The 22178-nt window shown below is 72.3% G+C and carries 22 protein-coding genes; 9 read left to right on the top strand and 13 right to left on the bottom strand.

What is annotated here, in order from left to right:
* Positions 1-62 precede the first annotated feature (62 nt).
* From ACQCO7_RS33105 to ACQCO7_RS33115, 3 genes are read left to right on the top strand one after another with little or no spacing between them, the layout of a single operon-like run.
* Positions 63-1376, top strand: a complete 1314-nt coding sequence (locus tag ACQCO7_RS33105) for an ABC transporter substrate-binding protein (RefSeq protein WP_464075235.1) — start codon at positions 63-65, stop codon at positions 1374-1376.
* Positions 1376-2326 carry a carbohydrate ABC transporter permease gene (locus ACQCO7_RS33110; protein ID WP_464075236.1) on the top strand — a complete coding sequence of 317 codons (951 nt, stop codon included), beginning with the start codon at positions 1376-1378 and terminating at the stop codon, positions 2324-2326. Before ACQCO7_RS33105 ends, ACQCO7_RS33110 begins: the two co-directional genes overlap by 1 nt.
* Positions 2323-3153: a carbohydrate ABC transporter permease gene (locus tag ACQCO7_RS33115; protein WP_464075237.1), complete on the top strand. Its 831-nt coding sequence runs from the start codon at positions 2323-2325 to the stop codon at positions 3151-3153. The genes ACQCO7_RS33110 and ACQCO7_RS33115 overlap by 4 nt, the downstream gene beginning before the upstream one ends.
* A 100-nt stretch (positions 3154-3253) precedes the next feature.
* Here the strand turns inward: ACQCO7_RS33115 and ACQCO7_RS33120 are convergent, their stop codons facing one another.
* The 3 genes from ACQCO7_RS33120 to ACQCO7_RS33130 all read right to left on the bottom strand — a co-directional run bounded on the left by ACQCO7_RS33120 (position 3254) and on the right by ACQCO7_RS33130 (position 6446).
* Positions 3254-4543, bottom strand: a complete 1290-nt coding sequence (locus tag ACQCO7_RS33120) for an HRDC domain-containing protein (protein ID WP_464075238.1) — start codon at positions 4541-4543, stop codon at positions 3254-3256.
* 306 nt (positions 4544-4849) lie between these two features.
* Entirely contained in the window at positions 4850-5512 is a 663-nt protein-coding gene (locus tag ACQCO7_RS33125; protein WP_050372116.1) for a response regulator transcription factor, read from the bottom strand.
* A 280-nt stretch (positions 5513-5792) separates the two neighbouring features.
* Positions 5793-6446 carry a DUF3000 domain-containing protein gene (locus tag ACQCO7_RS33130; RefSeq protein WP_464075239.1) on the bottom strand — a complete coding sequence of 218 codons (654 nt, stop codon included), beginning with the start codon at positions 6444-6446 and terminating at the stop codon, positions 5793-5795.
* A gap of 140 nt (positions 6447-6586) precedes the next feature.
* Here ACQCO7_RS33130 and hemE point away from each other — a divergent pair, with 140 nt between their 5' ends.
* Positions 6587-7654, top strand: coding sequence for a uroporphyrinogen decarboxylase (gene hemE, locus ACQCO7_RS33135; RefSeq protein WP_464075240.1), 1068 nt, complete (start codon positions 6587-6589; stop codon positions 7652-7654).
* A gap of 4 nt (positions 7655-7658) precedes the next feature.
* Here the strand turns inward: hemE and ACQCO7_RS33140 are convergent, their stop codons facing one another.
* Positions 7659-8471 carry a rhomboid family intramembrane serine protease gene (locus ACQCO7_RS33140; RefSeq protein ID WP_464075241.1) on the bottom strand — a complete coding sequence of 271 codons (813 nt, stop codon included), beginning with the start codon at positions 8469-8471 and terminating at the stop codon, positions 7659-7661.
* 124 nt (positions 8472-8595) lie between these two features.
* On the opposite strand from ACQCO7_RS33140, the gene ACQCO7_RS33145 reads away from it, so the two are divergent.
* Complete coding sequence (locus ACQCO7_RS33145) at positions 8596-8859, top strand: hypothetical protein (protein ID WP_409114723.1); 264 nt, start codon at positions 8596-8598, stop codon at positions 8857-8859.
* Here ACQCO7_RS33145 and ACQCO7_RS33150 read toward each other — a convergent pair.
* Positions 8856-10235, bottom strand: coding sequence for an FAD-dependent oxidoreductase (locus ACQCO7_RS33150; RefSeq protein WP_464075242.1), 1380 nt, complete (start codon positions 10233-10235; stop codon positions 8856-8858). The two genes, ACQCO7_RS33145 and ACQCO7_RS33150, sit on opposite strands and share 4 nt — an antisense overlap.
* A 35-nt stretch (positions 10236-10270) precedes the next feature.
* Positions 10271-11278: a DUF4349 domain-containing protein gene (locus tag ACQCO7_RS33155; RefSeq protein WP_464075243.1), complete on the bottom strand. Its 1008-nt coding sequence runs from the start codon at positions 11276-11278 to the stop codon at positions 10271-10273.
* 171 nt (positions 11279-11449) lie between these two features.
* Here ACQCO7_RS33155 and hemG point away from each other — a divergent pair, with 171 nt between their 5' ends.
* Complete coding sequence (gene hemG / locus ACQCO7_RS33160; protein WP_464075244.1) at positions 11450-12904, top strand: protoporphyrinogen oxidase; 1455 nt, start codon at positions 11450-11452, stop codon at positions 12902-12904.
* Between the two features lie 5 nt (positions 12905-12909).
* Complete coding sequence (gene hemQ / locus ACQCO7_RS33165; RefSeq protein ID WP_464075245.1) at positions 12910-13641, top strand: hydrogen peroxide-dependent heme synthase; 732 nt, start codon at positions 12910-12912, stop codon at positions 13639-13641.
* 4 nt (positions 13642-13645) lie between these two features.
* Here hemQ and ACQCO7_RS33170 read toward each other — a convergent pair whose 3' ends face one another.
* The 6 genes from ACQCO7_RS33170 to ACQCO7_RS33195 form a co-directional block, all read right to left on the bottom strand.
* Positions 13646-15274, bottom strand: coding sequence for an alpha/beta hydrolase (locus ACQCO7_RS33170; RefSeq protein ID WP_464075246.1), 1629 nt, complete (start codon positions 15272-15274; stop codon positions 13646-13648).
* Between the two features lie 116 nt (positions 15275-15390).
* Positions 15391-16164: a TIGR04222 domain-containing membrane protein gene (locus tag ACQCO7_RS33175; RefSeq protein ID WP_464075247.1), complete on the bottom strand. Its 774-nt coding sequence runs from the start codon at positions 16162-16164 to the stop codon at positions 15391-15393.
* A 129-nt stretch (positions 16165-16293) separates the two neighbouring features.
* The gene (locus tag ACQCO7_RS33180; protein ID WP_464075248.1) at positions 16294-16980 is read right to left on the bottom strand and encodes a DUF4142 domain-containing protein; all 687 of its coding nucleotides are present in this window, start codon (positions 16978-16980) and stop codon (positions 16294-16296) included.
* A 114-nt stretch (positions 16981-17094) separates the two neighbouring features.
* On the bottom strand, positions 17095-18564 hold the full coding sequence (locus tag ACQCO7_RS33185; RefSeq protein WP_464077344.1) for an MbnB/TglH/ChrH family RiPP precursor modification enzyme: 1470 nt from the start codon (positions 18562-18564) through the stop codon (positions 17095-17097).
* Between the two features lie 364 nt (positions 18565-18928).
* A complete protein-coding gene (locus ACQCO7_RS33190; RefSeq protein WP_464075249.1) occupies positions 18929-19720 on the bottom strand; it encodes an SAM-dependent methyltransferase in 792 nt (263 codons plus the stop codon).
* A gap of 46 nt (positions 19721-19766) precedes the next feature.
* On the bottom strand, positions 19767-20462 hold the full coding sequence (locus tag ACQCO7_RS33195) for an aminoacyl-tRNA hydrolase (protein WP_464075250.1): 696 nt from the start codon (positions 20460-20462) through the stop codon (positions 19767-19769).
* A 44-nt stretch (positions 20463-20506) separates the two neighbouring features.
* Here ACQCO7_RS33195 and ACQCO7_RS33200 point away from each other — a divergent pair, with 44 nt between their 5' ends.
* Both ACQCO7_RS33200 and ACQCO7_RS33205 read left to right on the top strand, forming a co-directional pair.
* On the top strand, positions 20507-21355 hold the full coding sequence (locus ACQCO7_RS33200; protein ID WP_464075251.1) for an ABC transporter ATP-binding protein: 849 nt from the start codon (positions 20507-20509) through the stop codon (positions 21353-21355).
* Positions 21352-22026 carry an ABC transporter gene (locus tag ACQCO7_RS33205; RefSeq protein ID WP_464075252.1) on the top strand — a complete coding sequence of 225 codons (675 nt, stop codon included), beginning with the start codon at positions 21352-21354 and terminating at the stop codon, positions 22024-22026. Before ACQCO7_RS33200 ends, ACQCO7_RS33205 begins: the two co-directional genes overlap by 4 nt.
* Before the next feature lie 20 nt (positions 22027-22046).
* On the opposite strand, the gene ACQCO7_RS33210 is transcribed toward ACQCO7_RS33205, so the two are convergent.
* Positions 22047-22178, bottom strand: coding sequence for a hypothetical protein (locus tag ACQCO7_RS33210; protein WP_464075253.1), 132 nt, complete (start codon positions 22176-22178; stop codon positions 22047-22049).

Raw genomic sequence — 22178 nt, forward strand, 5'->3', positions numbered from 1 at the left:
CAGAGTGCCGAATCAGCCAACCCGCACGTGCTCTTCCGTCCCACTGAACGGAGTCGATGCACATGAACCGCCGTACCGTCCTGGCCGTGGCCGTGGGAGCCGCTCTCCTCGCCGCGGGCTGCACCTCCACCGGGGGCACCTCGAAGGGCGCCGACGCCGAGGCCCCCGCCGACCCCGCCAAGGTCTCCGGCACCATCACCGTCCTCACCCAGCGGACCGACCTGGTGCAGAACGGGAAAATGAAGGAGTACGCGGCCGAGTTCAACAAGACGTACCCGAAGGTGAAGGTCGAGTTCCAGGCGCTCACCAACTACGAGTCCGAAGTCAAGATCCGCATGAACACGGAGAACTACGGCGACGTCCTGATGATCCCCGGCGTCATCAAGAAGTCCGACTACCCGAAGTTCTTCGCCTCCCTCGGCACCGTCGAGGACCGCGCCGAGAAGTTCCGCTTCACCGGCTTCACCGCCGTCGACGGCAAGGTCTACGGCCAGACCCCCATCGGCGTGATGCCCGGCTTCGTCTACAACAAGCGGATCTGGCGCGAGGCCGGCGTCACCGACTGGCCCACCACACCCGCCGCGTTCCTCACCGCCCTCAAGGCGATCAAGGACAAGACCGACGCGACGCCGTACTACACGAACTTCGCCGCCCAGTGGACGCTCACCTCCTGGACGTACGTCAACGGCGCCGTCCACTGCGACCCCGGCGCCACCGCGAAGCTCGCCTCGGGCGACCCCTGGGCCGAGGGCTCCGACCTGCGCGTCGGTGACACCCTGCTCTACGACATCGTCAAGCAGGGCCTCGCCGAGAAGGACCCGGCGACCAGCAACTGGGAGCTGTCCAAACCCCAGTTGGCCAAGGGGCAGATCGCCACCCAGTGGCTCGGCACCTGGGCCATCGTCCAGTTCCAGGACGCGGCCAAACAGGCCGGCGTGAACCCCGACGACATCGGCTTCATGCCGTTCCCCGCGCAGACCGGCGGAAAGTTCTGCGCCACCGTCAGCCCCGACTACAACCAGGCCGTCAACGTCCACTCGAAGCACAAGGAGGCCGCGCGCGCCTGGATCGACTGGTTCACCGAGAAGTCCGGCTACGACAAGGACAACCTCGCGATCTCCCCGCTCCAGAACGCGCCCCTGCCCGCCGTCCTCAAGCCGTACGAGGACGCCGGCGTCAAGCTCATCGAACTCGACGACACCCAGGGCGCCAAGGTCAAGCTGATCGACAACGAGTCCGAGGTCGGCATCTACGCGCCCGACTACCGCCTCGACCTCGTCGACCTCGCACGCGGCGCCCGCAAGGGGAACCTGGACGAATTCCTCGGCGACCTCGGCAAGAAGTGGACGGCCGCCGAGAAGAACGTGGGGTCCTGATGGCCGGCACCACACAGCGGGCGGCGGTGCCTCGGCGGGGGGTGAAGGCCACCGTGCCGGTACCGGCGCCGCCGCCCCGCCGGGCCCGCCTCCTGCGCGGGCTCACGCCCTGGCTGTTCCTGCTCGCGCCGCTCGCCCTGCTGATCACCTTCACGTACGTCCCGATCGTCAACATGATCGGCTACAGCTTCACCGACTGGGACGGCGTCAGCCCCGGCCTGCACTACACCGGCACCGAGAACTACCGCGAACTCGCCACCCGGTCCGACCTGTTCGAGGTGTTCTTCGTCAGCGGCTACTACCTCGCCGCGTCCGTCGTCCAGATCGTCGCCGCGCTCTATTTCGCGACGGTCCTCAGCTTCAACATCCGGTTCCGGAATTTCTTCAAGGGAATCCTCTTCTTCCCCTACCTCATCAACGGCGTCGCCATCGGATTCGTCTTCCTGTACTTCTTCCAGGACGGCGGCACCCTCGACTCCGTCCTCGCCCTCGCCGGAATCCACACGGACCACGCGTGGCTCGGTACGCCGGTCTCCGCGAACGTCTCCCTCGCGGGCGTCTCCGTCTGGCGCTACCTGGGCCTGAACTTCGTCCTGTTCCTGGGCGCGATCCAGTCCATTCCCGGCGAGCTGTACGAGGCGTCCGAACTCGACGGCGCCAACCGCTGGCACCAGTTCCGCTACATCATCGCCCCCGGCATCAAACCGGTACTGACGCTGACGGTCATCCTCTCCATCTCCGGTTCCCTCGCCGTGTTCGAGGTCCCGTACATCATGACCGGCGGCGCGACCGGCACGGAGACATTCGTGATCCAGACCGTGAAACTGGCCTTCCAGTTCAACAAGACGGGCCTCGCCTCGGCCTGCGCACTGGTCCTGTTGCTGATCGTCCTGGCGGTCACCTGGATTCAGCGCAGACTCGTCCCCGACGACAGGGTGGACCTCACATGACGCGCCGCTCGGTCTCCCGCGCACTGGTCCATCTCTCCCTGGTCCTGGCGGCGCTGATCGTCCTGCTCCCGCTGACGGTCGTCTTCCTGACGTCCCTCAAGACGGACGACGAACTGGCGCGCGGCGACCAGGCGTTGACCCTCCCCGACAACTTCCTCAACTTCCACAACTACGTCACGGCGTTCCAGGACGGCCATATGCTGTCCGCCTTCGGCAACACGGCGATCATCCTGCTCTTCTCGATCGCCGGTACGGTCCTGATCGGCTCGATGACGGCATACGCGATAGACCGCTTCACGTTCCGTCTGAGGAAACTGGTGGTGACGCTCTTCCTCCTGGCGGCGCTGGTCCCCGGCGTCACCACCCAGGTGGCCACATTCCAGATAGTCAACGGCTTCGGAATGTTCGACACGCTCTGGGCCCCGATCACCCTCTACATGGGCACAGACATCGTCTCGATCTACATCTTCCTGCAATTCGTCCGCTCGATCCCCGTCTCCCTGGACGAATCGGCCCGCCTGGACGGAGCGAACGCCTTCACGATCTACCGCCGCATCATCTTCCCGCTCCTGAAACCGGCGATAGCGACGGTGGTGATCGTGAAGGGCATCACGGTCTACAACGACTTCTACATCCCGTTCCTGTACATGCCGTCCCAGGACCTGGGAGTGATCTCGACATCCCTGTTCCGCTTCAAGGGCCCGTTCAGCGCCCACTGGGAAACGATCTCGGCGGGAGCGATCCTGGTGATCCTCCCGACGCTGATCATCTTCCTGGCGTTGCAGAAATTCATCTACAACGGCTTCATGCGAGGCGCCACAAGATAAAAGCGCCCTGAAAGGGCGCTTTTGTTCAGGGGCGCGGGGAACTGCGCGACAAGCCACGACGAAACCCGCAGCCGCCACGCATCAGAACCCCCCACGGCGGCTAGGCGACATCGACTCCCAGCGCTTCAACCAACACAGGCGTCACCAACTCCACCTGCCACGGCCGAGCCCCGAGAGAAACCAGCACCCCCGCCACCCCCTCCGCGTCGGCGGCAGCCGGCGGCTCCCAGCACACCCGCCGCACCGTGTCCGGCGTGATCAGATTCTCCTGAGGCATGTTCAACTGCTCGGCCAGCGTGGAGATCCGAGCACGGGCCGCACTCAGCCGAGCCGCGGCGGCAGGATCCTTGTCGGCCCAGGCCCGCGGCGGAGGCGGCCCGGTGACGGGCTGCCCCGGCATGGGCAACTGAGACTCACTCAGCGCACGCGCACGGTCGACGGCGGCCTGCCACTGGTCGAGCTGACGGCGCCCCATACGGTGCCCGAACCCGGTCAGCGCCGCGAGGGCGTGCACATTGACCGGTACGGCCAGGGCCGCTTCGACGATCGCCGCGTCCGCCAGCACCTTCCCGGGCGACACGTCCCGCCGCTGGGCGATCCGGTCCCGCGTCTGCCACAGCTCCCGCACGACGGCGAGCTGCCGGCGCCGCCGCACCTTGTGCATCCCGGACGTTCGGCGCCAGGGGTCCTTGCGCGGCTCAGCGGGCGGCGCAGCGGCGATCGCGGCGAACTCCTCCCGGGCCCACTCCAGCTTCCCCTGCCGGTCGAGCTCCTTCTCCAGCGCGTCCCGCAGGTCGACGAGGAGTTCGACGTCGAGCGCGGCGTACCGCAGCCAGGGTTCGGGCAGCGGACGGGTGGACCAGTCGACGGCGGAGTGCCCCTTCTCCAGCACGTACCCGAGGACGCTCTCGACCATGGCGCCGAGCCCGACCCGGGGGAACCCGGCGAGCCGCCCGGCGAGTTCGGTGTCGAAGAGCCGCGTGGGGATCATGCCTATCTCGCGCAGGCAGGGCAGGTCCTGGGTCGCGGCGTGGAGCACCCACTCCGTGTCGGCGAGGACGTCCCCGAGCGCGGAGAGGTCGGGGCAGGCGACGGGGTCGATGAGCGCGGTCCCGGCTCCGGCGCGGCGCAGCTGGACGAGATAGGCCCGCTGCCCGTAGCGGTAACCGGAGGCCCGTTCCGCGTCGACGGCGACGGGCCCGCTGCCGCCGGCGAACGCGGCGATCACCTCCGCGAGGGCTTCCTCGTCGGCGACCACGGGCGGAATCCCCTCGCGGGGTTCCAGCAAGGGAGTCGGCGCCCCCGGAGCAGTAGATCCGCCGTCGTCCGGAGGGGCGCCTCCGGTGGTTCGCAGTGAACTGGCTGCTGCGGTTTCTTGGGCGTCGGTCACCTGTCAAGGGTATCCATGCAAGAAGGCCGCCCGCCGACGGAACGTTCCGTCGACGGGCGGGGGAGGGGCGTAAACCGGTCAGCTGTGCGACCCGTGGAGGGTGCGGTGGAGACGACCGGCAGAAACGGTTCCTGCTGCGGTGCGGACGGCCGTACGCACGGCTCCGGCCCGGTCGGGACGGGTCGTGGACGGACGGTTGCGGAGGGGTGTCCGGAGGGTTTGCTTCCGCCTGAATTCTTTGTGTGAAACCAGCCGGAGTCCCTTGTTCCGCATGGATCGCGGGGGGTCAGGGACGGTGGACGGGGGTCAGTGGATGATTCCGGTCCGCAGCGCGACCGCGACCATTCCGGCGCGGTCGCCCGTGCCGAGCTTGCGGGCGATGCGGGCGAGGTGGCTCTTGACGGTCAGGGCCGACAGGCCCATCGAGACGCCGATCGCCTTGTTCGACTGGCCCTCGGCGACCAGCCGGAGCACCTCCACCTCGCGGCCGGAGAGCTCGCGGTAGCCGCCCGGGTGGCTCGGGGCACCCGGAGGGCGGCGGTGCATGCGCGCGGCCGAGGCGCCGATGGGGGCGGCGCCGGGCCGCCCGGGCAGGCCGACGCCGGCCCGGGTGCCGGTGACGACGTACCCCTTGACGCCGCCGGCGAGTGCGTTGCGGACGGCGCCGATGTCGTCGGCGGCGGACAGGGCGAGCCCGTTGGGCCAGCCCGCGGCGCGGGTCTCGGAGAGCAGGGTGAGACCGGAGCCGTCGGGGAGGTGGACGTCGGCGACGCAGATGTCGCGGGGGTTGCCGATGCGAGGACGAGCCTCCGCGATGGACGAGGCTTCGATCACGTCGCGGACACCGAGCGCCCAGAGGTGACGGGTGACGGTGGAGCGGACGCGCGGGTCGGCCACGACCACCATCGCGGTGGGCTTGTTCGGGCGGTAGGCGACCAGGCTTGCGGGTTGCTCAAGGAGAACGGACACCGGGCCTCCTGGGTGTGGGGCGGAGCCGGTTCGTGGGGGGCTCGTGGGGACGATGCCGGGACGAACCGTGCTTTTCAAGGTCACAGTCGTCTTCGGCAGCGAACCCGGCGTCCTTTAGAAAATGATCACGATCTAGTGAGCAAGAATCCGTGCAATTCGGACACGCGATCGATCATCCGAAGATCGAGTCGGTTCGCTCGGGTGCGCATGGGTGATGGAAAGTGGCCGTATCGACAAAAGGATGACCAAGATGCGCCCGAACGGGGGAGGCGCGGCTGGATCAGCGTGACTGCGGCCCGCGACGCTGGGGCAGCGTGACCACGGAGGCGTCCCCGGGACCGGCCGGCGGAAGCCCCGCCACCTGCGCCAGGAGATCGCACCAGGACGCCAGGTGCGCCGCCGCGTCCGGCACTCCGCCCAGGCCGGTACGGGGCGTCCAGGAGGCCCGGATCTCGATCTGCGAGGTCGCCGGACGCTCGGACAGGCCGCCGAAGTAGTGCGACCCCGCGCGCGTGACGGTGCCGCTCGCCTCGCCGTACGTCAGCCCGCGCGCCTGGAGCGCGCCCGTCAGCCACGACCAGCACACGTCCGGCAGCAGCGGGTCCACCGCCATCTCCGGCTCCAGCTCCGCCCGCACCAGCGTCACCAGCCGGAACGTCCCGCGCCACGCGTCGTGGCCCTCGGGGTCGTGCAGCAGGACCAGGCGCCCGTCCGCGAGATCCTGGTCGCCGTCCACGACGGTCGCCTCCAGCGCGTACGCGTACGGCGCGAGCCGCTGCGGCGCCGGTGTCGGCTCCATCTCGATCTGGGGGCGCACGCGCGCCGCCCGCAGTGCCTCCACGGCAGCCAGGAAGGCCGCCGGGGCCTCCCGCTCACCCCCGTTCGCGTCGTCCATCCCCGCGCCGTCCGACAGTCGTCCCTGAGCCGCAGCCATGCGGGGAAGAGTAAGGGGAACGGGACCTTCGCGCAGGGCAAGACACCCGAGCGCACGCCCACGCGCTCGGCGAACCCCGGCGAACCCCGGCGAACACGGCGGGGGAGGGAGTGTCACAGGGGCGTGCGAGACTTGCCGTCGTGAGTGCGAACGAGAGCCCCGCGGGCCGCCCGCCGACAGCGACGTACGACAGCCCCTTCCTGAAGGCGTGCAGGCGCGAGCCCGTGCCGCACACCCCGGTGTGGTTCATGCGGCAGGCCGGCCGTTCGCTCCCCGAGTACCACAAGGTGCGCGCGGGCATCCCGATGCTGGAGTCCTGCACCCGCCCCGAACTGGTCGCGGAGATCACCCTCCAGCCGGTCCGCAGGCACAACGTGGACGCGGCGATCTACTACAGCGACATCGTCGTCCCGCTCAAGGCCATCGGCGTCGACCTCGACATCAAGCCGGGCGTCGGCCCCGTCGTCGAGAAGCCGATCCGCACCCGCGAGGACCTCGCGCAGCTGCGCGACCTCACCCCCGACGACGTCTCGTACGTCACCGAGGCGGTCGGCCTGCTCACCGCCGAACTCGGCGCGACCCCCCTGATCGGCTTCGCCGGCGCCCCCTTCACGCTCGCCAGCTACCTCGTCGAGGGCGGCCCCTCGCGCACGTACGAGAACGCCAAGGCGATGATGTACGGCGACCCCGAGCTCTGGGCCGACCTCCTCGACCGCCTCGCCGACATCACGGCCGCGTTCCTGAAGGTGCAGATCGAGGCGGGCGCCTCCGCCGTGCAGCTCTTCGACTCCTGGGCCGGCGCGCTCTCCCCGGCCGACTACCGGCGCTCGGTCATGAGTGCCTCGGCGAAGGTCTTCGACGCGGTCGCCGGGTACGGCGTCCCGCGCATCCACTTCGGCGTCGGCACCGGCGAACTCCTCGGCCTCATGGGCGAGGCCGGGGCGGACGTGGTGGGCGTCGACTGGCGCGTCCCGCTCGACGAGGCCGCCCGCCGGATCGGCCCCGGCAAGGCGCTCCAGGGCAACTTCGACCCGACGGTCCTGTTCGCGGGCCCCGAGGTCGTCGAGACCAAGGCGCGCGAGGTCCTCGACGCCGCCGCGGGCCTGGAGGGCCACGTCTTCAACCTCGGGCACGGCGTGATGCCGAAGACCGACCCGGACGCGCTCACGCGGCTCGCGGAGTACGTCCACACGCAGACGGCGCGCTAGGGCGTCACCAGGAGTGCCGGGGCCGTGCGCGCCTGCCGAACAGCAGGCCGCGCGGTTCCGGCGGCGGGATCGTGTTGCGCTTGAGCGGCCAGGCCAGCAGCATGCCGGCCACGAATCCGACGACGTGCGCCGCGTAGGCCACCGTCCCCGCCGAGGAGACGCCCTCGCCGGCCGAGTAGAACGCCTGGAGCCCGAACCAGAAGCCCAGCACCAGCCACGCGGGCAGGCGCAGCGGCAGGAACACCAGGAACGGCACCAGCACCCACACGCGGGCCCTCGGATACAGCACCAGATAGGCGCCCAGGACACCCGCGATGGCCCCCGAGGCGCCGATCAGGGGGTCCGTGGAGTCGGCGTTGAGGAGGGCGAAGCCGTAGGACGCCGCGTAGCCGCAGATCACGTAGAACAGCGCGAACCGCACGTGCCCCATACGGTCCTCGATGTTGTTGCCGAAGATCAGCAGGAACAGCATGTTGCCCAGCAGGTGCAGCCACCCGCCGTGCAGGAACATCGCCGTGAACACGCTCAGCACGGGCGACTTGTCGTAGTCCGGCGGACCGATCAGGCACCCGCCCGCGCGGACGTCGCCGGTCGCCACCAGCGTCGGCATCCGCTGGTGGATCAGCTCGCGCGGGACGGCCGCCCACTGTTCGAGGAAGGCGTGCAGATGGCACGTCTGCACCAGGGTGCTGTCGCCCTTCACCGAACCGGCCAGGCCCGGCATCCACAGGAAGACGAGCACGTTCGCTGCGATCAGCGCGTACGTCACCACGGGCGTACGGCGCACAGGGTTCACGTCATGGACGGGGATGACCACGAGGGACTACTTCCCGCGATGAGCCGCGCGAACCGGTGAACGCCGCCCGGCGCGCGTGCGTATGAACCGGCAACCGCCCGCGGCGTGGGGAAGGCGCTTCGCGGGGACGACGTGAGGAACAGCGATGAACGACCGAGTGACCCCCTCCATGCAGGCGCTGCCCGACGGCGAGGCCGAACTCTCTCTCGTGATCCGGATCCCCTGGGAGGACGTGGCCCGGCTCGGCCAGGAGGCCGGGCGCCTCGCCGCCCAGACCGGCAGGCCCGTGACCCTCGACGAGGCGGTGAGCCACCGCCTGCGCACCCGCCAGGCCCCCGCCACCCACGCGAAGCCCGTCGAGCAGGCGGCGGCCGTCTCCGCCCTCCCGCGCCTCACCGGCACCGCCTAACCGGCCACCTTCTGGGCCGCCTTGCGCGCCGCCACCAGCACCGGATCCCACACCGGGCTGAACGGCGGCGCGTAGCCCAGGTCCAGGGTCGTCATCCGACGCACCGTCATGGCCGCTGTGAGCGCCACAGCGGCGATGTCGACCCGCTTGGCGGCGCCCTCCCCACCGACGATCTGAACGCCCAGCAGACGGCCGCTCAGACGCTGCGCGAGCATCTTGACCGTGAGGGGCGCCGCGCCCGGGTAGTAGCCCGCACGGGACGTCGACTCGATCGTGACGGTCTCGTACGACAGCCCCGCGCGCGTGGCGTCCTTCTCGCGCAGCCCGGTCCGGGCGATCTCCAGGTCGCACACCTTGCTGACGGCCGTCCCGACGACCCCCGGGAACACCGCGTCGCCACCCGTGACGTTGGTCCCGATGATCTGCCCGTGCTTGTTGGCGTGCGTGCCCAGCGGGACGTACCGCTCCCGCCCCGAGACCAGGTCCCAGACCTCCACGCAGTCGCCGCCCGCCCACACGTCCTCGTGCCCGCGCACGCGCATGCGGTCGTCCGTCAGCAGCCCGCCGTGCTCGCCCAGCGGCAGCCCCGCCGCCCGCGCGAGGGACGTCTCCGGGCGGACCCCGATGCCCAGGACGACGACGTCCGCCGGGAACTCGGCGTCGCCCGTGACCACCGCGCTCACCCGGCCCTCCGCGTCCGCGCGCAGAGCGGTCACCTCGGCGTCGTTGACCATCGTGATGCCGAGCCCCTCCATCGCCCGGTGCACCAGGCGGCCCATGTCCGGGTCGAGCGTCGACATCGGCTCGCGGCCCCGGTTGACGACCGTCACCTCGAAACCTCGGTTGACCAGCGCCTCCGCCATCTCGACGCCGATGTACCCGGCGCCGACGACCACCGCACGGCGCCCCCGCGCGCGGGCGAGCGTGTCGATCAGCGCCTGGCCGTCGTCCAGGGTCTGCACCCCGTGCACGCCCCGCGCGCCGATGCCGGGGATGTCCGGCCGCACCGGGCGCGCGCCGGTCGCGATCACGAGACGGTCGTACGGCGTCCAGGACTCGGCGCCGGAATCGACGTCCCGCGCGCGCACGCGTCGGCCGGGGACGTCGATCTCGGTGACCTCCGTGCGCAGGCGCAGATCGATGTCCCGCGCGCGGTGCTCCTGAGGGGTGCGCGCGATGAGGTCGTCGCGGTCTTGGACGTCGCCACCGACCCAGTACGGGATGCCGCACGCCGAGTACGAGGTGAAGTGGCCGCGCTCGAAGGCGACGATCTCCAGTTCGCCGGGGGACTGCGCCCGCCGGGCCTGGGACGCCGCGGACATGCCCGCGGCGTCCCCGCCGATCACGACCAGCCGGTGCCGTGCGCTGTTGCTCATACGCCCACGCTACGGGTGACGGCTGCTCAAGGCCGCTAGCTCTCCTCGCTCTCCTTGCCGTCCCCGCTCGCCTCGGGCCGCTCCGGGGCGGGAGCGGTGCCGGGGCCCGCCTGCGGGAAGCCGGGGACGAACGCCGAAGCCGCGACCGCCGGGCGGGGAGCACGCCGGGGCCGGAGCACCCGCCACCACACGACCACCAGGAAGGCCGCCGCCAGCAGGAACGGCAGCATCGCCGCGAGGACGACCACGATCCAGCGCAGCGCCGTCACGAACGCGTCCCAGCCGCCGGAGAGGGCGTCCAGGACGCCGGGGTCGTCGTCGGCCTTCGCGGGCTCCTTCGGGGGCGTCCGGGACAGCGTCAGGGTGATCGTCGCCAGGCTCGTACGGTCCTTCAACGACGCCTGCTGGGCCAGCAGCGACTCCAGGTCCGCCTGACGGCGGCTCAGCTCGCCCTCCAGGCTGACGACGTCGCTGAGGGACGTCGCCCGGTCCATCAGCTCGCGCACGCGCGCGACGCTCGCCCGCTGCGACTGGACGCGGCTCGCGACGTCCACGACCTGGTCGGTGACGTCCTCGGCCTTCGACGTCCGCTCCAGGAGCTTCCCGGCCCCCTGGAGGTCCGCGAGGACGGCGTCGTAGCGCTCCACGGGGACGCGCAGGACGACCTCCGTGTGCTCCGCGTCGTCCTCGTCGCGGGTGGTGGTCTCGTCGCCGACGTAGCCGCCCGCGTTCACGGCGGCCGTACGGGCGGCGTCCAGGGCCTTGGCGACGTCCTTGACCTGGACGCTGACGGTGGCGGTGCGGATGACGTGGGTGACGGCGGCCCTGGGCGGCGTGGACGCCTTGGCGCCGGACGGGCCCGAACCGGAGGTCCCGGGCGCGGCGCCGGCCTCCTCTTTGACGGCGCCTTCCTTGGCGGCGGACTTGTCCTGCTTGGCCTGGGTCGCCGAACCGGAGTCGTCGCCGGCGCCGCACCCGGCGAGCGTGAGGGCGACGGCCGCGAGGAACGCGGCCAGGACGTGTGCGGATCTGCGTGCGGGCATGTGGAGATCCCCCCGAGTGGTGTGAAGACGCGTCGCGTCGACGGACGTTCCTTCGACGCGCGGACCCGCTTCGACGTTGGCGTATCCGGGTTCCGAAGAGGTCACGTTCGGGACGCGCCCCGGCCACACCGCGAGGGAAGCGTTGTCAGTCGGGTCTGAGAGGCTGGATCCATGAGCGCAGCAGGTACGGGCGGTACAGGGCGGGTCGTCGTCATCGGAGCCGGGATCGCGGGTCTGGCCGCGGCCCACCGGCTGCTGGAGCGCGGGGCGCGGGTGACCGTGCTCGACGCGGCGGACAGGGTCGGCGGCAAGCTCCTGCCGGGCGAGATCGCGGGCGTGCGCACCGACTTCGGCGCCGAGTCCATGCTCGCCCGCCGCCCCGAGGGCATCGCCCTCGCGCGCGAGGTGGGCCTCGCGGACCGCCTCCAGCCGCCCGCCACGGCCATCGCCTCGATCTGGACCCGGGGCGCCCTGCGCCCGATGCCCAAGGGCCACGTCATGGGCGTCCCCGGCGCCGCCGAGGCCCTCGCGGGCGTCCTCTCCGAGGAGGGCCTCGCGCGCATCGGCCGGGACAGCGAGCTGCCGCGCACGGAGGTCGGCGAGGACGTCGCGGTCGGCGAGTACGTCGCCGAGCGGCTCGGGCGCGAGGTCGTCGACCGGCTCGTCGAACCCATGCTGGGCGGGGTGTACGCGGGCGACGCGTACCGGATCTCGATGCGCGCGGCCGTCCCGCAGCTCTTCCAGATCGCCAAGGCCCACACCTCGCTCACCGAGGGCGTGCGCGAACTCCAGGCCAAGATGGCCGCGGGCCAGCAGACGGGCCCGGTGTTCACCGGCATCGAGGGCGGCATCGGGAGCCTGCCGCTCGCGGTCGCCGACGCCGTCCGCGCGCGCGGGGGCGAGATCCTCACCGGCACGCCCGCGCGGGAGCTGCGCCGGGACGCGGACGGGTGGCGGGTCGTCGCCGGGGACCGCGAGCTGCGCGCGGACGCCGTCGTCGTCGCCGTACCCGCGCCCGTCGCCGCCGGACTCCTCGCCGTCGAGTCCCCCGGGGCCGCCGCCGAACTGCGCGCGATCGAGTACGCGTCCATGGCCCTGGTCACCCTCGCCTACCGGCGCGCGGACGCCGACCTGCCGGCGGGCAGCGGGTTCCTCGTCCCGCCGGTCGACGGGCACAGCATCAAGGCGTCGACGTTCTCCTCCCGGAAATGGGCCTGGGTCGCCGACGAGGACCCGGACGTCCTGGTCCTGCGCACCTCGCTCGGCCGCTACGGCGAGACGGAGATCCTCCAGCGCGACGACGCCGCCCTCACCGACGTCTCCCGCCACGACCTGCGCGAGGCGACCGGCCTCGACGCGACCCCGCTGGAGACCCGCGTGATCCGCTGGACCGACGGCCTCCCGCAGTACCCCGTCGGCCACCACGCGCGCGTGGCCCGCATCCGCGAACACGTCGCCAAGCTCCCGGGCCTCGCGGTCTGCGGCGCGCAGTACGACGGCGTCGGCATCCCCGCCTGCATCGCCGGCGCGAACGCGGCCGTCGACCAGATCGGCGGCGACCTGAACGCCGTACGGGAGCTGGCGGCGAACCCGGTGCAGAGCCTGCACGGGGGAGCGGGAGAATGACAGGCATGAGCGAGAACGCCCCCACCACCGAGCCCGGCAGGATCCCCAACAAGGGCAAGCTGGCCAAGGACCTCAACGAGGTCATCCGCTACACCCTGTGGTCCGTCTTCCAGCTGAAGGACGTCCTCCCCGAGGACCGCGCGGGCTACGCCGACGAGGTCCAGGAGCTGTTCGACCAGCTCGCGGCCAAGGACGTCACCGTGCGCGGCACCTACGACGTGTCCGGCCTGCGCGCCGACGCCGACCTGATGATCTGGTGGCACGCGGAGACCAGCGACCAGCTCCAGGAGGCGTACAACCTCTTCCGCCGCACGAAGCTGGGCCGCGCGCTCACGCCGGTGTGGTCGAACATGGCGCTGCACCGCCCCGCCGAGTTCAACCGCTCGCACATCCCCGCGTTCCTCGCCGACGAGACCCCCCGCGACTACGTCAGCGTGTACCCCTTCGTGCGCTCCTACGACTGGTACCTGCTGCCCGACGAGGACCGCCGCCGCATGCTCGCCGACCACGGCAAGATGGCCCGCGGCTACCCGGACGTGCGCGCCAACACGGTCGCCTCGTTCTCGCTGGGCGACTACGAGTGGCTCCTCGCCTTCGAGGCCGACGAGCTGTACCGCATCGTCGACCTCATGCGTCACCTGCGCGCCTCCGAGGCGCGGATGTACGTCCGCGAGGAGGTCCCGTTCTACACGGGCCGCCGCAAGTCCGTGAGCGAACTGGTCGCCGGTCTGGCGTAAAGCCTCAGCGCAGCCGGCGGGCCGCCGCGCGTACGCGGTCCGTCGGCTTCGGCTCGGCGTGCGGCGCGCACGCCGCCCGGCGGCCCGGGAGGCGGCCCTCCAGCAGGTACGCCTCCAGATGCCGGTTGACGCACGCGTTCGACGCCCCGCCGATGCCGTGGCTGCCCGCGTCCCGCTCGGTCACCAGCACCGACCCCGCGAGCCTGCGCCGCAGCTCCAGCGCCCCCTCGTACGGCGTCGCCGCGTCCCGCTCGGCGGCCAGGATGAGCGTCGGCGGCAGCTCGCCGGGGGCCGTACGGACGTCCAGCGGGCGCTGGCGGGGGGCCGTCCAGAACGCGCACGGCAGGTTCGACCACGCGTTGTCCCACGTCTCGAACGGCGCGACCCGCGCGATCCGCGTGTTGTCCCGGTCCCAGGTCCGCCAACTCGTCGGCCAGGGCGCGTCGTTGCACTCCACGGCCGTGTAGACGGCGTTCGCGTTCTCTGCCTCCGCCGCGAACTCCCGCACCGGGCCCGCCTGCCCGATCAGCTGCTGCGGCCTGCCCTTCAGGTACTCCGACAGCGCCCGCGCGCGGTGCGGCCAGTAGTCGTCGTAGTACGCGGCCTGGAGGAACGCCCGCTGCAACTGCCCGGGCCCGACGACCCCGCCCGCCGGCTGCGCCGCGAGCTGCGCGCGGGCGCGCTCGTAGCTGCGCAGGACCGCGTCCGGGGTGTCGCCGAGGCCGTACACGTCGTCGTGCCGCGCGATCCACTCGCGGACGTCCGTCCAGCGGCTCTCGAACGCCAGGGACTGGCCGAGGTTGTCGCGGTACCAGATCTGCGCCGGGTCGGGGTTCACGACCGAGTCGAACACCATGCGGCGGACGTGGCCCGGGAACATCGACGCGTACAGGGCGCCGAAGTACGTGCCGTACGACGCGCCCATGAACGTCAGGCCCTTCTCGCCGAGCGCCGCGCGGACGACCTCCAGGTCACGGGCGTTGTTCAGCGAGTGGTAGTGGCGCAGGGCCTCGCCCGAGCGGTCGGCGCACCCCCGCGCGTACGCGCGTGCCTGGGCGACGCGTTCGCGTTTGTACGACTCCGAGGGGTGCGCCGGCGACATCGACGGGGCCTTGACGAAGTTCTTCGGGTCCTGGCAGGACAGCGGCGCCGAACGGCCCACCCCGCGCGGGTCGTAGCCGACCAGGTCGTACGCGGCGGCGATCCGCTTCCACTCCGGGACCAGGCCGATCAGCGGGAAGTACAGGCCCGAGCCGCCGGGGCCGCCCGGGTTGTAGACCAGGGCACCCTGACGGGGGACACGGCGCTTGCTGTTGCCGGGGTCGCGGTGGGTCGCCTCGACGCGGCTGACCGTCAGGGGGATACGGGGGCCGTCGGGGCGGGCGTAGTCCAGGGGTACCTCCACGGTCGCGCACTTCATGGCGCCGGGGAGGTCCTCCGCGCCGGGGCAGGCGCCGAAGGAGAGGCCCTTCGCGGCGGCGCGGGCCGCGGCGAGGGTGATGCCGCGTAGCTCTGGAGAGCCGGGGGTCGCAGGGGAGCCCGGGACGGTTCCGGGGGCGCCTCCCGCCGGGGCTGCGACGAGGGCGGTCAGGAGCAGGGCTCCTGCGGCCGAGTGGAGGGCGGCGGCTCGCATCGGGGTCCCTTCGGTGCACGGCGGCGACAAAAGGGATGTTTGAGGCCGGGTACGGCGGAAGGCAAGCACCGGCGCGGGTGTCGGCGCCAATGCCTCCGTGCGCCCCCCCACCGGGGTTACTCGTGCCAGGGATGCGGCCCGCGCGTGAACGCCGCCCGCAGGTTCGGTTCGTCCAGTGCGCGGATGCCGTGCACGGCGACCGAGGTGAGGTACGTGCGGTCCTGGGCCAGCGCGTCCAGCAGGCGCAGGCCCGCCGGGGAGGCCCAGCGGGTGTACGGCGGGATCTCCACGCGGGCCATCGCCAGGCAGCTCAGCGTCAGCGCCAGGGGGAGCGCGAACCAGAGCGCCACCAGGGCGTGCGGGACGTCCGGCGCGGGCAGCAGCAGCGCCAGCGCGCCCAGGACGAGGACGGCCGTCGCGGCGGCGCGGACCCCGCGCAGGCCCGCCGCCACCGTCGTCCGCGCCCCGTCCGGCATCGCGAGGCCCGCGCTCACCAGACGGTCCGCGAGGCCCCGTACGGCGTCGCCGGTCGCCGCGCGGGCCCGCACCGGCGCTATCGGGGACTGGCCCTCCGGGCCGATCGCGCCCAGCACCGAGCGCTCCATCTCGTCCCGGCCGCGCGGGTCGACGACGGTCGCCCAGCCGGTGTGCGCGAGCAGCAGGCGGTGGTCGCTGGCCATCGACACCAGCGTCAGGTCGGCGACCCGGGCGGGGCCGCCCGACAGGAACGCCGCCTCGTACAGCGTCAGGCCGTGCGCCGGGGTGGTGTACTCGGCGGCGCGCGCCGCGCTTGTCCCGACGGCCGCCGCGCGTACGGCGGCCAGGCACAGGCGTGTGCACGCCGCGACCGCGACCGCCCAGGCCAGGACCAGCAGAAGCACCCAGAACATGCCGTGTTTCTATGCCAGATTCCCGTGGTGCCGCCATGCTTTGTTCACGATACGGACGGAGCGTTGTGGGTATGTGACGTTCCGCTTACCGGGAGTTGGGGGCGCTGGTGCCCAAGAGGCCCCTGAGGGCTAGGGGTTGGCCGGAACCGTCAGCGGGGGCGGCGAGTTCGTCGCCAGGTCGCGGGCCAGCGCGTCGAAGTCGACGTACCCCGTCGCCTCCAGGACCTTGATGTGGTCCAGGACCGTCGCGTTCGCGTCGTCCGCGAGGTCACGGACCAGGGAATTGCGGGTGCTCGCGCGGACCTGTGCGACGACCGAGAAGATCCTGCCGTGCGCGAGCCGCAGGACGTTCGCGAACTTCCAGTCGTAGCCCGTGCCCTGTGCCTCGTCCAACTCCCGTAGCCAGCCCTGCTGCTGGTCCGTCGGGCGGTCCGGGAGGGCGAGGTTCAGGCGGGCCGCCACCGTGCGGACCCGCTCGTCCAGGAACGTGTGGCCCTCCACCAGGTGCTCGCCCGCCGTCCGTACGGCCGTTGTCGTGCCCTTCTGCCGCGCCTGCCTGCCCGCCGGGATCTCCCACAGGCCCGCGAGCCGTACCTTCTCGATGAAGTCCCGGTCCAGCGCGGACAGCGGGCCGTACCGCGTCGCCACGGTCTGGGCGTTGAGGAGGCTCGGGCTGCCGCCGCCCGTGTCCCCGCGGTCCGCGTACGACCAGAGCGGGAACGCCAGCGCCGCGATCGTCAGGGTGAGGCCGACGATGATGACGCCGGTTCCGCTGAGGAGGTTCCTCCCCCAGCTCTCCTGGCGGTGCGCTCGCATGGTGCCTCCCGGGTGTGGCACCGCACTTCGGTGGTTCGTGTGTGTCGGGTGCGGGATCCGTAGTTTACCGGGGGAGGTATGTGAACGGCCGGACGGGGGTGAAGGAGAGGTGGGTCACCGGCCGGTCAGCGCACGCACGGTTCTCGCCAGCCGCGACTGGTTCCTCGGCGCCGGGCCCGACCTGTCCAGCCACCAGCTCCGCAGGGCCCTGCGGGGGCGGGGCGGGAGCGACTCGGGCTCCTGGAGGAGGTGTTCGGCGAACTCCAGCGCGTCCTGGCGGTAACCACCGCGCAGGGGGCGGGCGTTGGCGTATGCGAGGAACGCGAGGCGGTACTTCTCGCCGAGGATCTCGGGCAGCTCGGGGGCGACCTTCGCGACGACGTCGGCTCGCTTGGCCGCCAACGCCCGCGCCTGGACGGCGAGTCGGGCACGGTCGAAGCCTTCGGGGGCGGGGGTGCCGGCGACCAGGGCGGAGAGGAGGGAGGCCAGGGCCAGGGCCAGGCGCTGGCGGGCGGGGGTGGCCGGGAGGTGAGCGGGCTCGGGGTGGTGGGGCGGGTGGACCGGCGGGGTGGTGGACTCGGCGGACGTCGCGGGGTGGTCGGTGAGGGCGGGTGCGGGAGTGAGCGGGGTGGTCGGCGGCGCCTCTTCCGGGGGCGTCGGGCGTGCTGCCGCCGAGGATGCCGGGGGCGTCGGGCGTGCTGCCGAGGGCGCCGGGAGTGTCCCCGCCGTCGTCCCCGCCAAGGCCGTCGCACGTACGCCCGCCCTCGCCATGGCTGTCGGCCGTACCGCCGCCAGTGTCTCCGTACGCGTCCTCGCCAGTGCCCCCCTCGACACCGCCTCCCTGATCGCCTCCAGCTCCCCCGTCAGCTCCGCCGGGTCCGGGAAGTTGTCGTCTCGTTCCAGGAGGACTCCGGCCGGGGCCGTGCGGGAGGTGAGGTCGGTGAGGAGGGACAGGACCACGGACGGGACCGGGTGTGCGTGCGTGTCGTGCCAGACGCCGTCCTTTTCGAGGCCGCCCGCGACGTGGACGTACGCGATGGCCTCCACGGGGAGTTCGGCGAGCGCGTGGGACGGGTCCTCGCCCCTGTTGACGTGGTTCGTGTGGAGGTTCGCGACGTCGATCAGGAGCCGTACGCCGGTCCGGTCGACCAGGTCGTACAGGAACTGGCCCTCGGTCATCTCCTCACCGGGCCAGGCGAGCAGTGCGGCGATGTTCTCGACGGCGAGGGGGACGGGGAGGGCGTCCTGGGCGATGCGGATGTTCTCGCACAGCACGTCGAGGGCGTCCCGGGTCCTGGGCACGGGCAGCAGGTGCCCGGCCTCCAGCGCGGCCGTGGCGGTCAGCGCCCCGCCCGCCCGGACGAAGGCGATGTGCTCGGTGACCAGCGGCGAGCCGAGCGCCTCCACCCGCTCGGCCAACGCGGCCAGCCGCCCCGCGTCCGGCCGCTCCGCACCGCCGAGCCCGAGGGAGACACCGTGCGGGACGACGGTGACGCCGCGTGAGCGCAGCCGCTGGAGCGACTCGGGGAGATGCCCGGGGCACAGGTTCTCGGCGACCGCCTCCACCCAGTCGACCCCGGGCATCCGCTCTATCGCGTCCGCGATCTCGGGCCGCCAGCCGATCCCCGTACCGAGCCGGAACGGGGGGCCTGGGCGAGAGGCCGCGAGGGTGGTGGGGAGGGCCGGGGTGGGCCCGGAGACACCGGCGAGGGCCGGGGTGCCGGGGCGGGCGGCGAAGTGGGTTCCCGTGCCGTGCGTGGCTGCCTCGTCGAGGTGCCTGTCCGTCGTCCCCGGCCGTGCCGCTGTCTCCAGCCCCGTGCTCGTTCCCTGTCGCGTCATGTCCCCTCCTCCGACGTTCCGGTCCCTGTGCGGGTGACGGAGGTATGACCCCCGTCACCCCGGGGTGAACCCTCGGAGGGCGCGTTCAGAGGAACATTTGAGGTTGGGGTCAGCGCTTCAGCGCCACGCCCCCGAAGCTGTCGACGTCCCTGCGGTCACCGTCGTCCGCCGGGGCGCGCCACTCCGCCACCGGCACCAGGCCCGGCTCCAGGAGGTCGAAGCCCTCGAAGAAGCGGGCGAGCTGGTCCGGGGTGCGGTTGACGCGGGGGTTGTCGCCCGCCTCGTTCCAGCGCTCCACCATCGCCCGCATCTCCGCCGCGTGGAACACCTCCGTGCTGTCGCAGAACACGAGGTGACTGCCGGACGGGAGCGCCGACTTGAGCTCGCCGACCAGGTCGTACGCGGAGTCGTCCGGGATGTGCGCGGCGATGCCGAGGAGCATGAGGGCGATCGGGCGGTCGAAGTCGAGGGTGTCGCGGGCGGCGCGCAGGATGGCCGCCGGGTCGCGGAGGTCGGCCTCGATGTAGTCGGTCGCCCCCTCGGAGGTCCCGGCGAGGAGCGTGTGCGCGTGCTGGAGGACGACCGGGTCGTGGTCGACGTACACGATCCGCGAGTCGGGCGCGACGGACTGGGCGACCTCGTGCGTGTTGTCGTGGGACGGCAGCCCGGTGCCGACGTCCAGGAACTGCCGGATGCCCGCCTCGCCCGCGAGGTAGGTCACCGCCCGCTTGAGGAACGCCCGCTGGGCGCGCGCGATGTCGACGATCTCGGGGTTCAACGACCGTATCTGGTCGCCCACTTGACGGTCGATCTGGTAGCAGTCCTTGCCGCCGAGCCAGTAGTTCCAGATGCGCGCCGAGTGCGGCACCTCGCTGTTGATCGGCGGACGGTCGAGCGGCATGACGACTCCCGGTACGAGCTCTGAGTTGTGGATCTCACGGTAACTCTCAGAGCAGCGCCGGGTGTTCGGCGACGACCGTGCAACTGCCCGGCGCGATCTCGGTGAAGCCCGCGTCGCGGACCAACGGCAGCCCGCTCGTGGTGAGTTGGCGCCAGCGCTCGGGGTCGGCCGTACGCACCGCGAGCGCGAACCCCGTGTCCCGCCAGGCCGTCCGGTGCTCCTCGGACAGGGCCCACCAGGCGAGTTGGGCGCCGTGCCCGGTCTGGGCCATGGTCTTGCCGGCGGACATGTCGAGGTCCGGGTTGAGCCACAGGACCGGTACGCCCGGCTCCGCCTCGGACGGCGGCTCGGGGTCGTCCAGGTCCGTGCCGGAGACCTGGAGACGGGCGAGGTCCTTGGGCCAGCCGTCCAGCGGCACCGGCGGAAAGACGCGCACCTCCGCCGACTTGCCGGTCACCGTGATCCCGTCCAGCGCCTCCGCGCGCCGCCACTCCGCGCCCCGCGCACGCCGGACCACCTTGCGGATGCGGGCGTCCTGCCAGTCCGTGATCGCCTGCGCCCACGCGCCGTCGCCGGTCGAGCGGGCGTCGTCGAGGATGCACAGGACCGCGCGGGCCGAGGTCTCCAGGGCGTCGGTACGGGCCGGGGGCGCGTCGCGTTCGATACGGACGACCAGCGGCAGGACGAACTGCGGGGCCTCGTCGCGCGGGCTCACTTCGGACTGAAACGGACTGTCGCTCACGCCAAGCAGGCTACGTGACCTCGCGGGTGAGGGAGGATGCGGCCATGGATCACGCTCTGCGGATGGATCATGTGGGACGGCGGTACGGCGCGCGGGGGCCCTGGATCTTCCGAGGGGTCGGACTCGACCTCGCGCCCGGGACGCTCACGCGTGTCGAAGGGGCCAACGGGACGGGGAAATCAACCCTGTTGAGGCTGCTGGCCCGGCTCGACGCGCCCAGCGAGGGGCGGATCAGCGGGAAGCCTCGTACCGCGTACGTTCCCGAGCGGTTCCCGGCGGCGCTCCCCTTCACGCCGGTCTCGTATCTCACGCACCTCGGGGCCATCCATGGGCTCGGGCGGGGGCGGGCCGGGGAGGCCGCCGGGGAGTGGCTGGAGCGGTTCGGGGCCGCCGGGTTCGGGCGGACGCCCATGGGGCGGCTGTCCAAGGGGAGCAGCCAGAAGGTGGCCGTGGCGCAGGCGTTCGTGGGGGAGCCGGAGTTGCTGGTGCTGGACGAGGCGTGGACCGGGCTCGACGCCGCGGCGCGGGGGGAGTTGGAGCGGGCGGTGGCGGAGCGTACGGCCGGGGGCGGGGCCGTGGTCTTCGTCGATCACGATCCTCGGCGGCTGGCGGGGGTGGTCGACGCGGTGTACGAGGTGCGGGACGGGGGGCTTCGGCGGCGTACGGAAGAGCTTGCCCCGGTCGACGGGCCCTGCGCCGTGGTCGAGGTGCGGGGTGCCGAGGGGGCCGCGCTGCCCGGGGAGGTGGCGGCGCGGGCGGTTTCCGTCGTCGAGGAGAGCGGGGTGTGGCGGGTGCGCGTGCCGGTGGCGTACTCCGATGTCGTCCTGCGGGAACTGCTGGCGGCCCGGCCGCCGTGGCACGTGGAGAGCGTCCGGAAGGACGGCGTCCGATGAGGGCCGTCGTGCGGTACCAGGCCGCTCTGCTCGTACGGTCCCAGCGGTGGCTGCCGCCGGTGCTGCTGTACGTCGTCTTCCTGGGCGTCGGCGTGCAGGGCGGGCAGCCGCTGCTGGACTCCCTCGGGTACGCCGCCGCCGCGCTGCTGCCGGTCGCGGCGTGGCTCGTACGGATCTGCGTCGGCAACGAGCCCGCCGCCGCGCGGAGCGTCGTCGCGGCGGCCGTGGGGCCCGGGCGGGCGCACCTCGGGGCCGTCCTCGTGGGCGGGGGAGCCGCCGCCGGGACCGGGCTGCTGGGGACGCTCGTCGTGACGTGGATCAGCGCCCCCGTCAGCTCGGACCATCAGCGCCGGGTGCCGGTGCTCGACGCGGCCGGGGCGGGGGCGCTGGCCGCGCTGACCTGCGCGGTGCTGGGTACGGCGGTGGGGGTGATCAGCGCGTGGCCGGTGCTGCGGTCGCCGGGGAGGGCGGTGCCCGCGCTGATGCTGGGCGCGCTGCTGGCGCTGGTGGTGAGCGGCTCGCCCGCGCAGGCGGCGGTCAGCGGGCTGGTCACGGGGTCACGGGAGGCGGTGGTACCGGTGCCGGTGGTGCCGTTGATCGCTGCGGGGCTGGTGTCGGCGGGGGTGGTGTGGGGGGCGTGCTGGCTGGTGTCGCGGAGGGCGGGGGAGTGACGGGGTTCTGAATGCCTACGTCACCCCGAGCACGCCGACCTCTGCGCCTCCTGCCACTCGCACACCGGGCACAACGTGACGCCCTTCTGCGTCGCCGGGTACTCCGTCGGTTCCCGGCACAGCACACACTCCGCGTTCGGCGTCTCGCTCAT

It is taken from the genome of Streptomyces saintjeani, assembly GCF_055409605.1.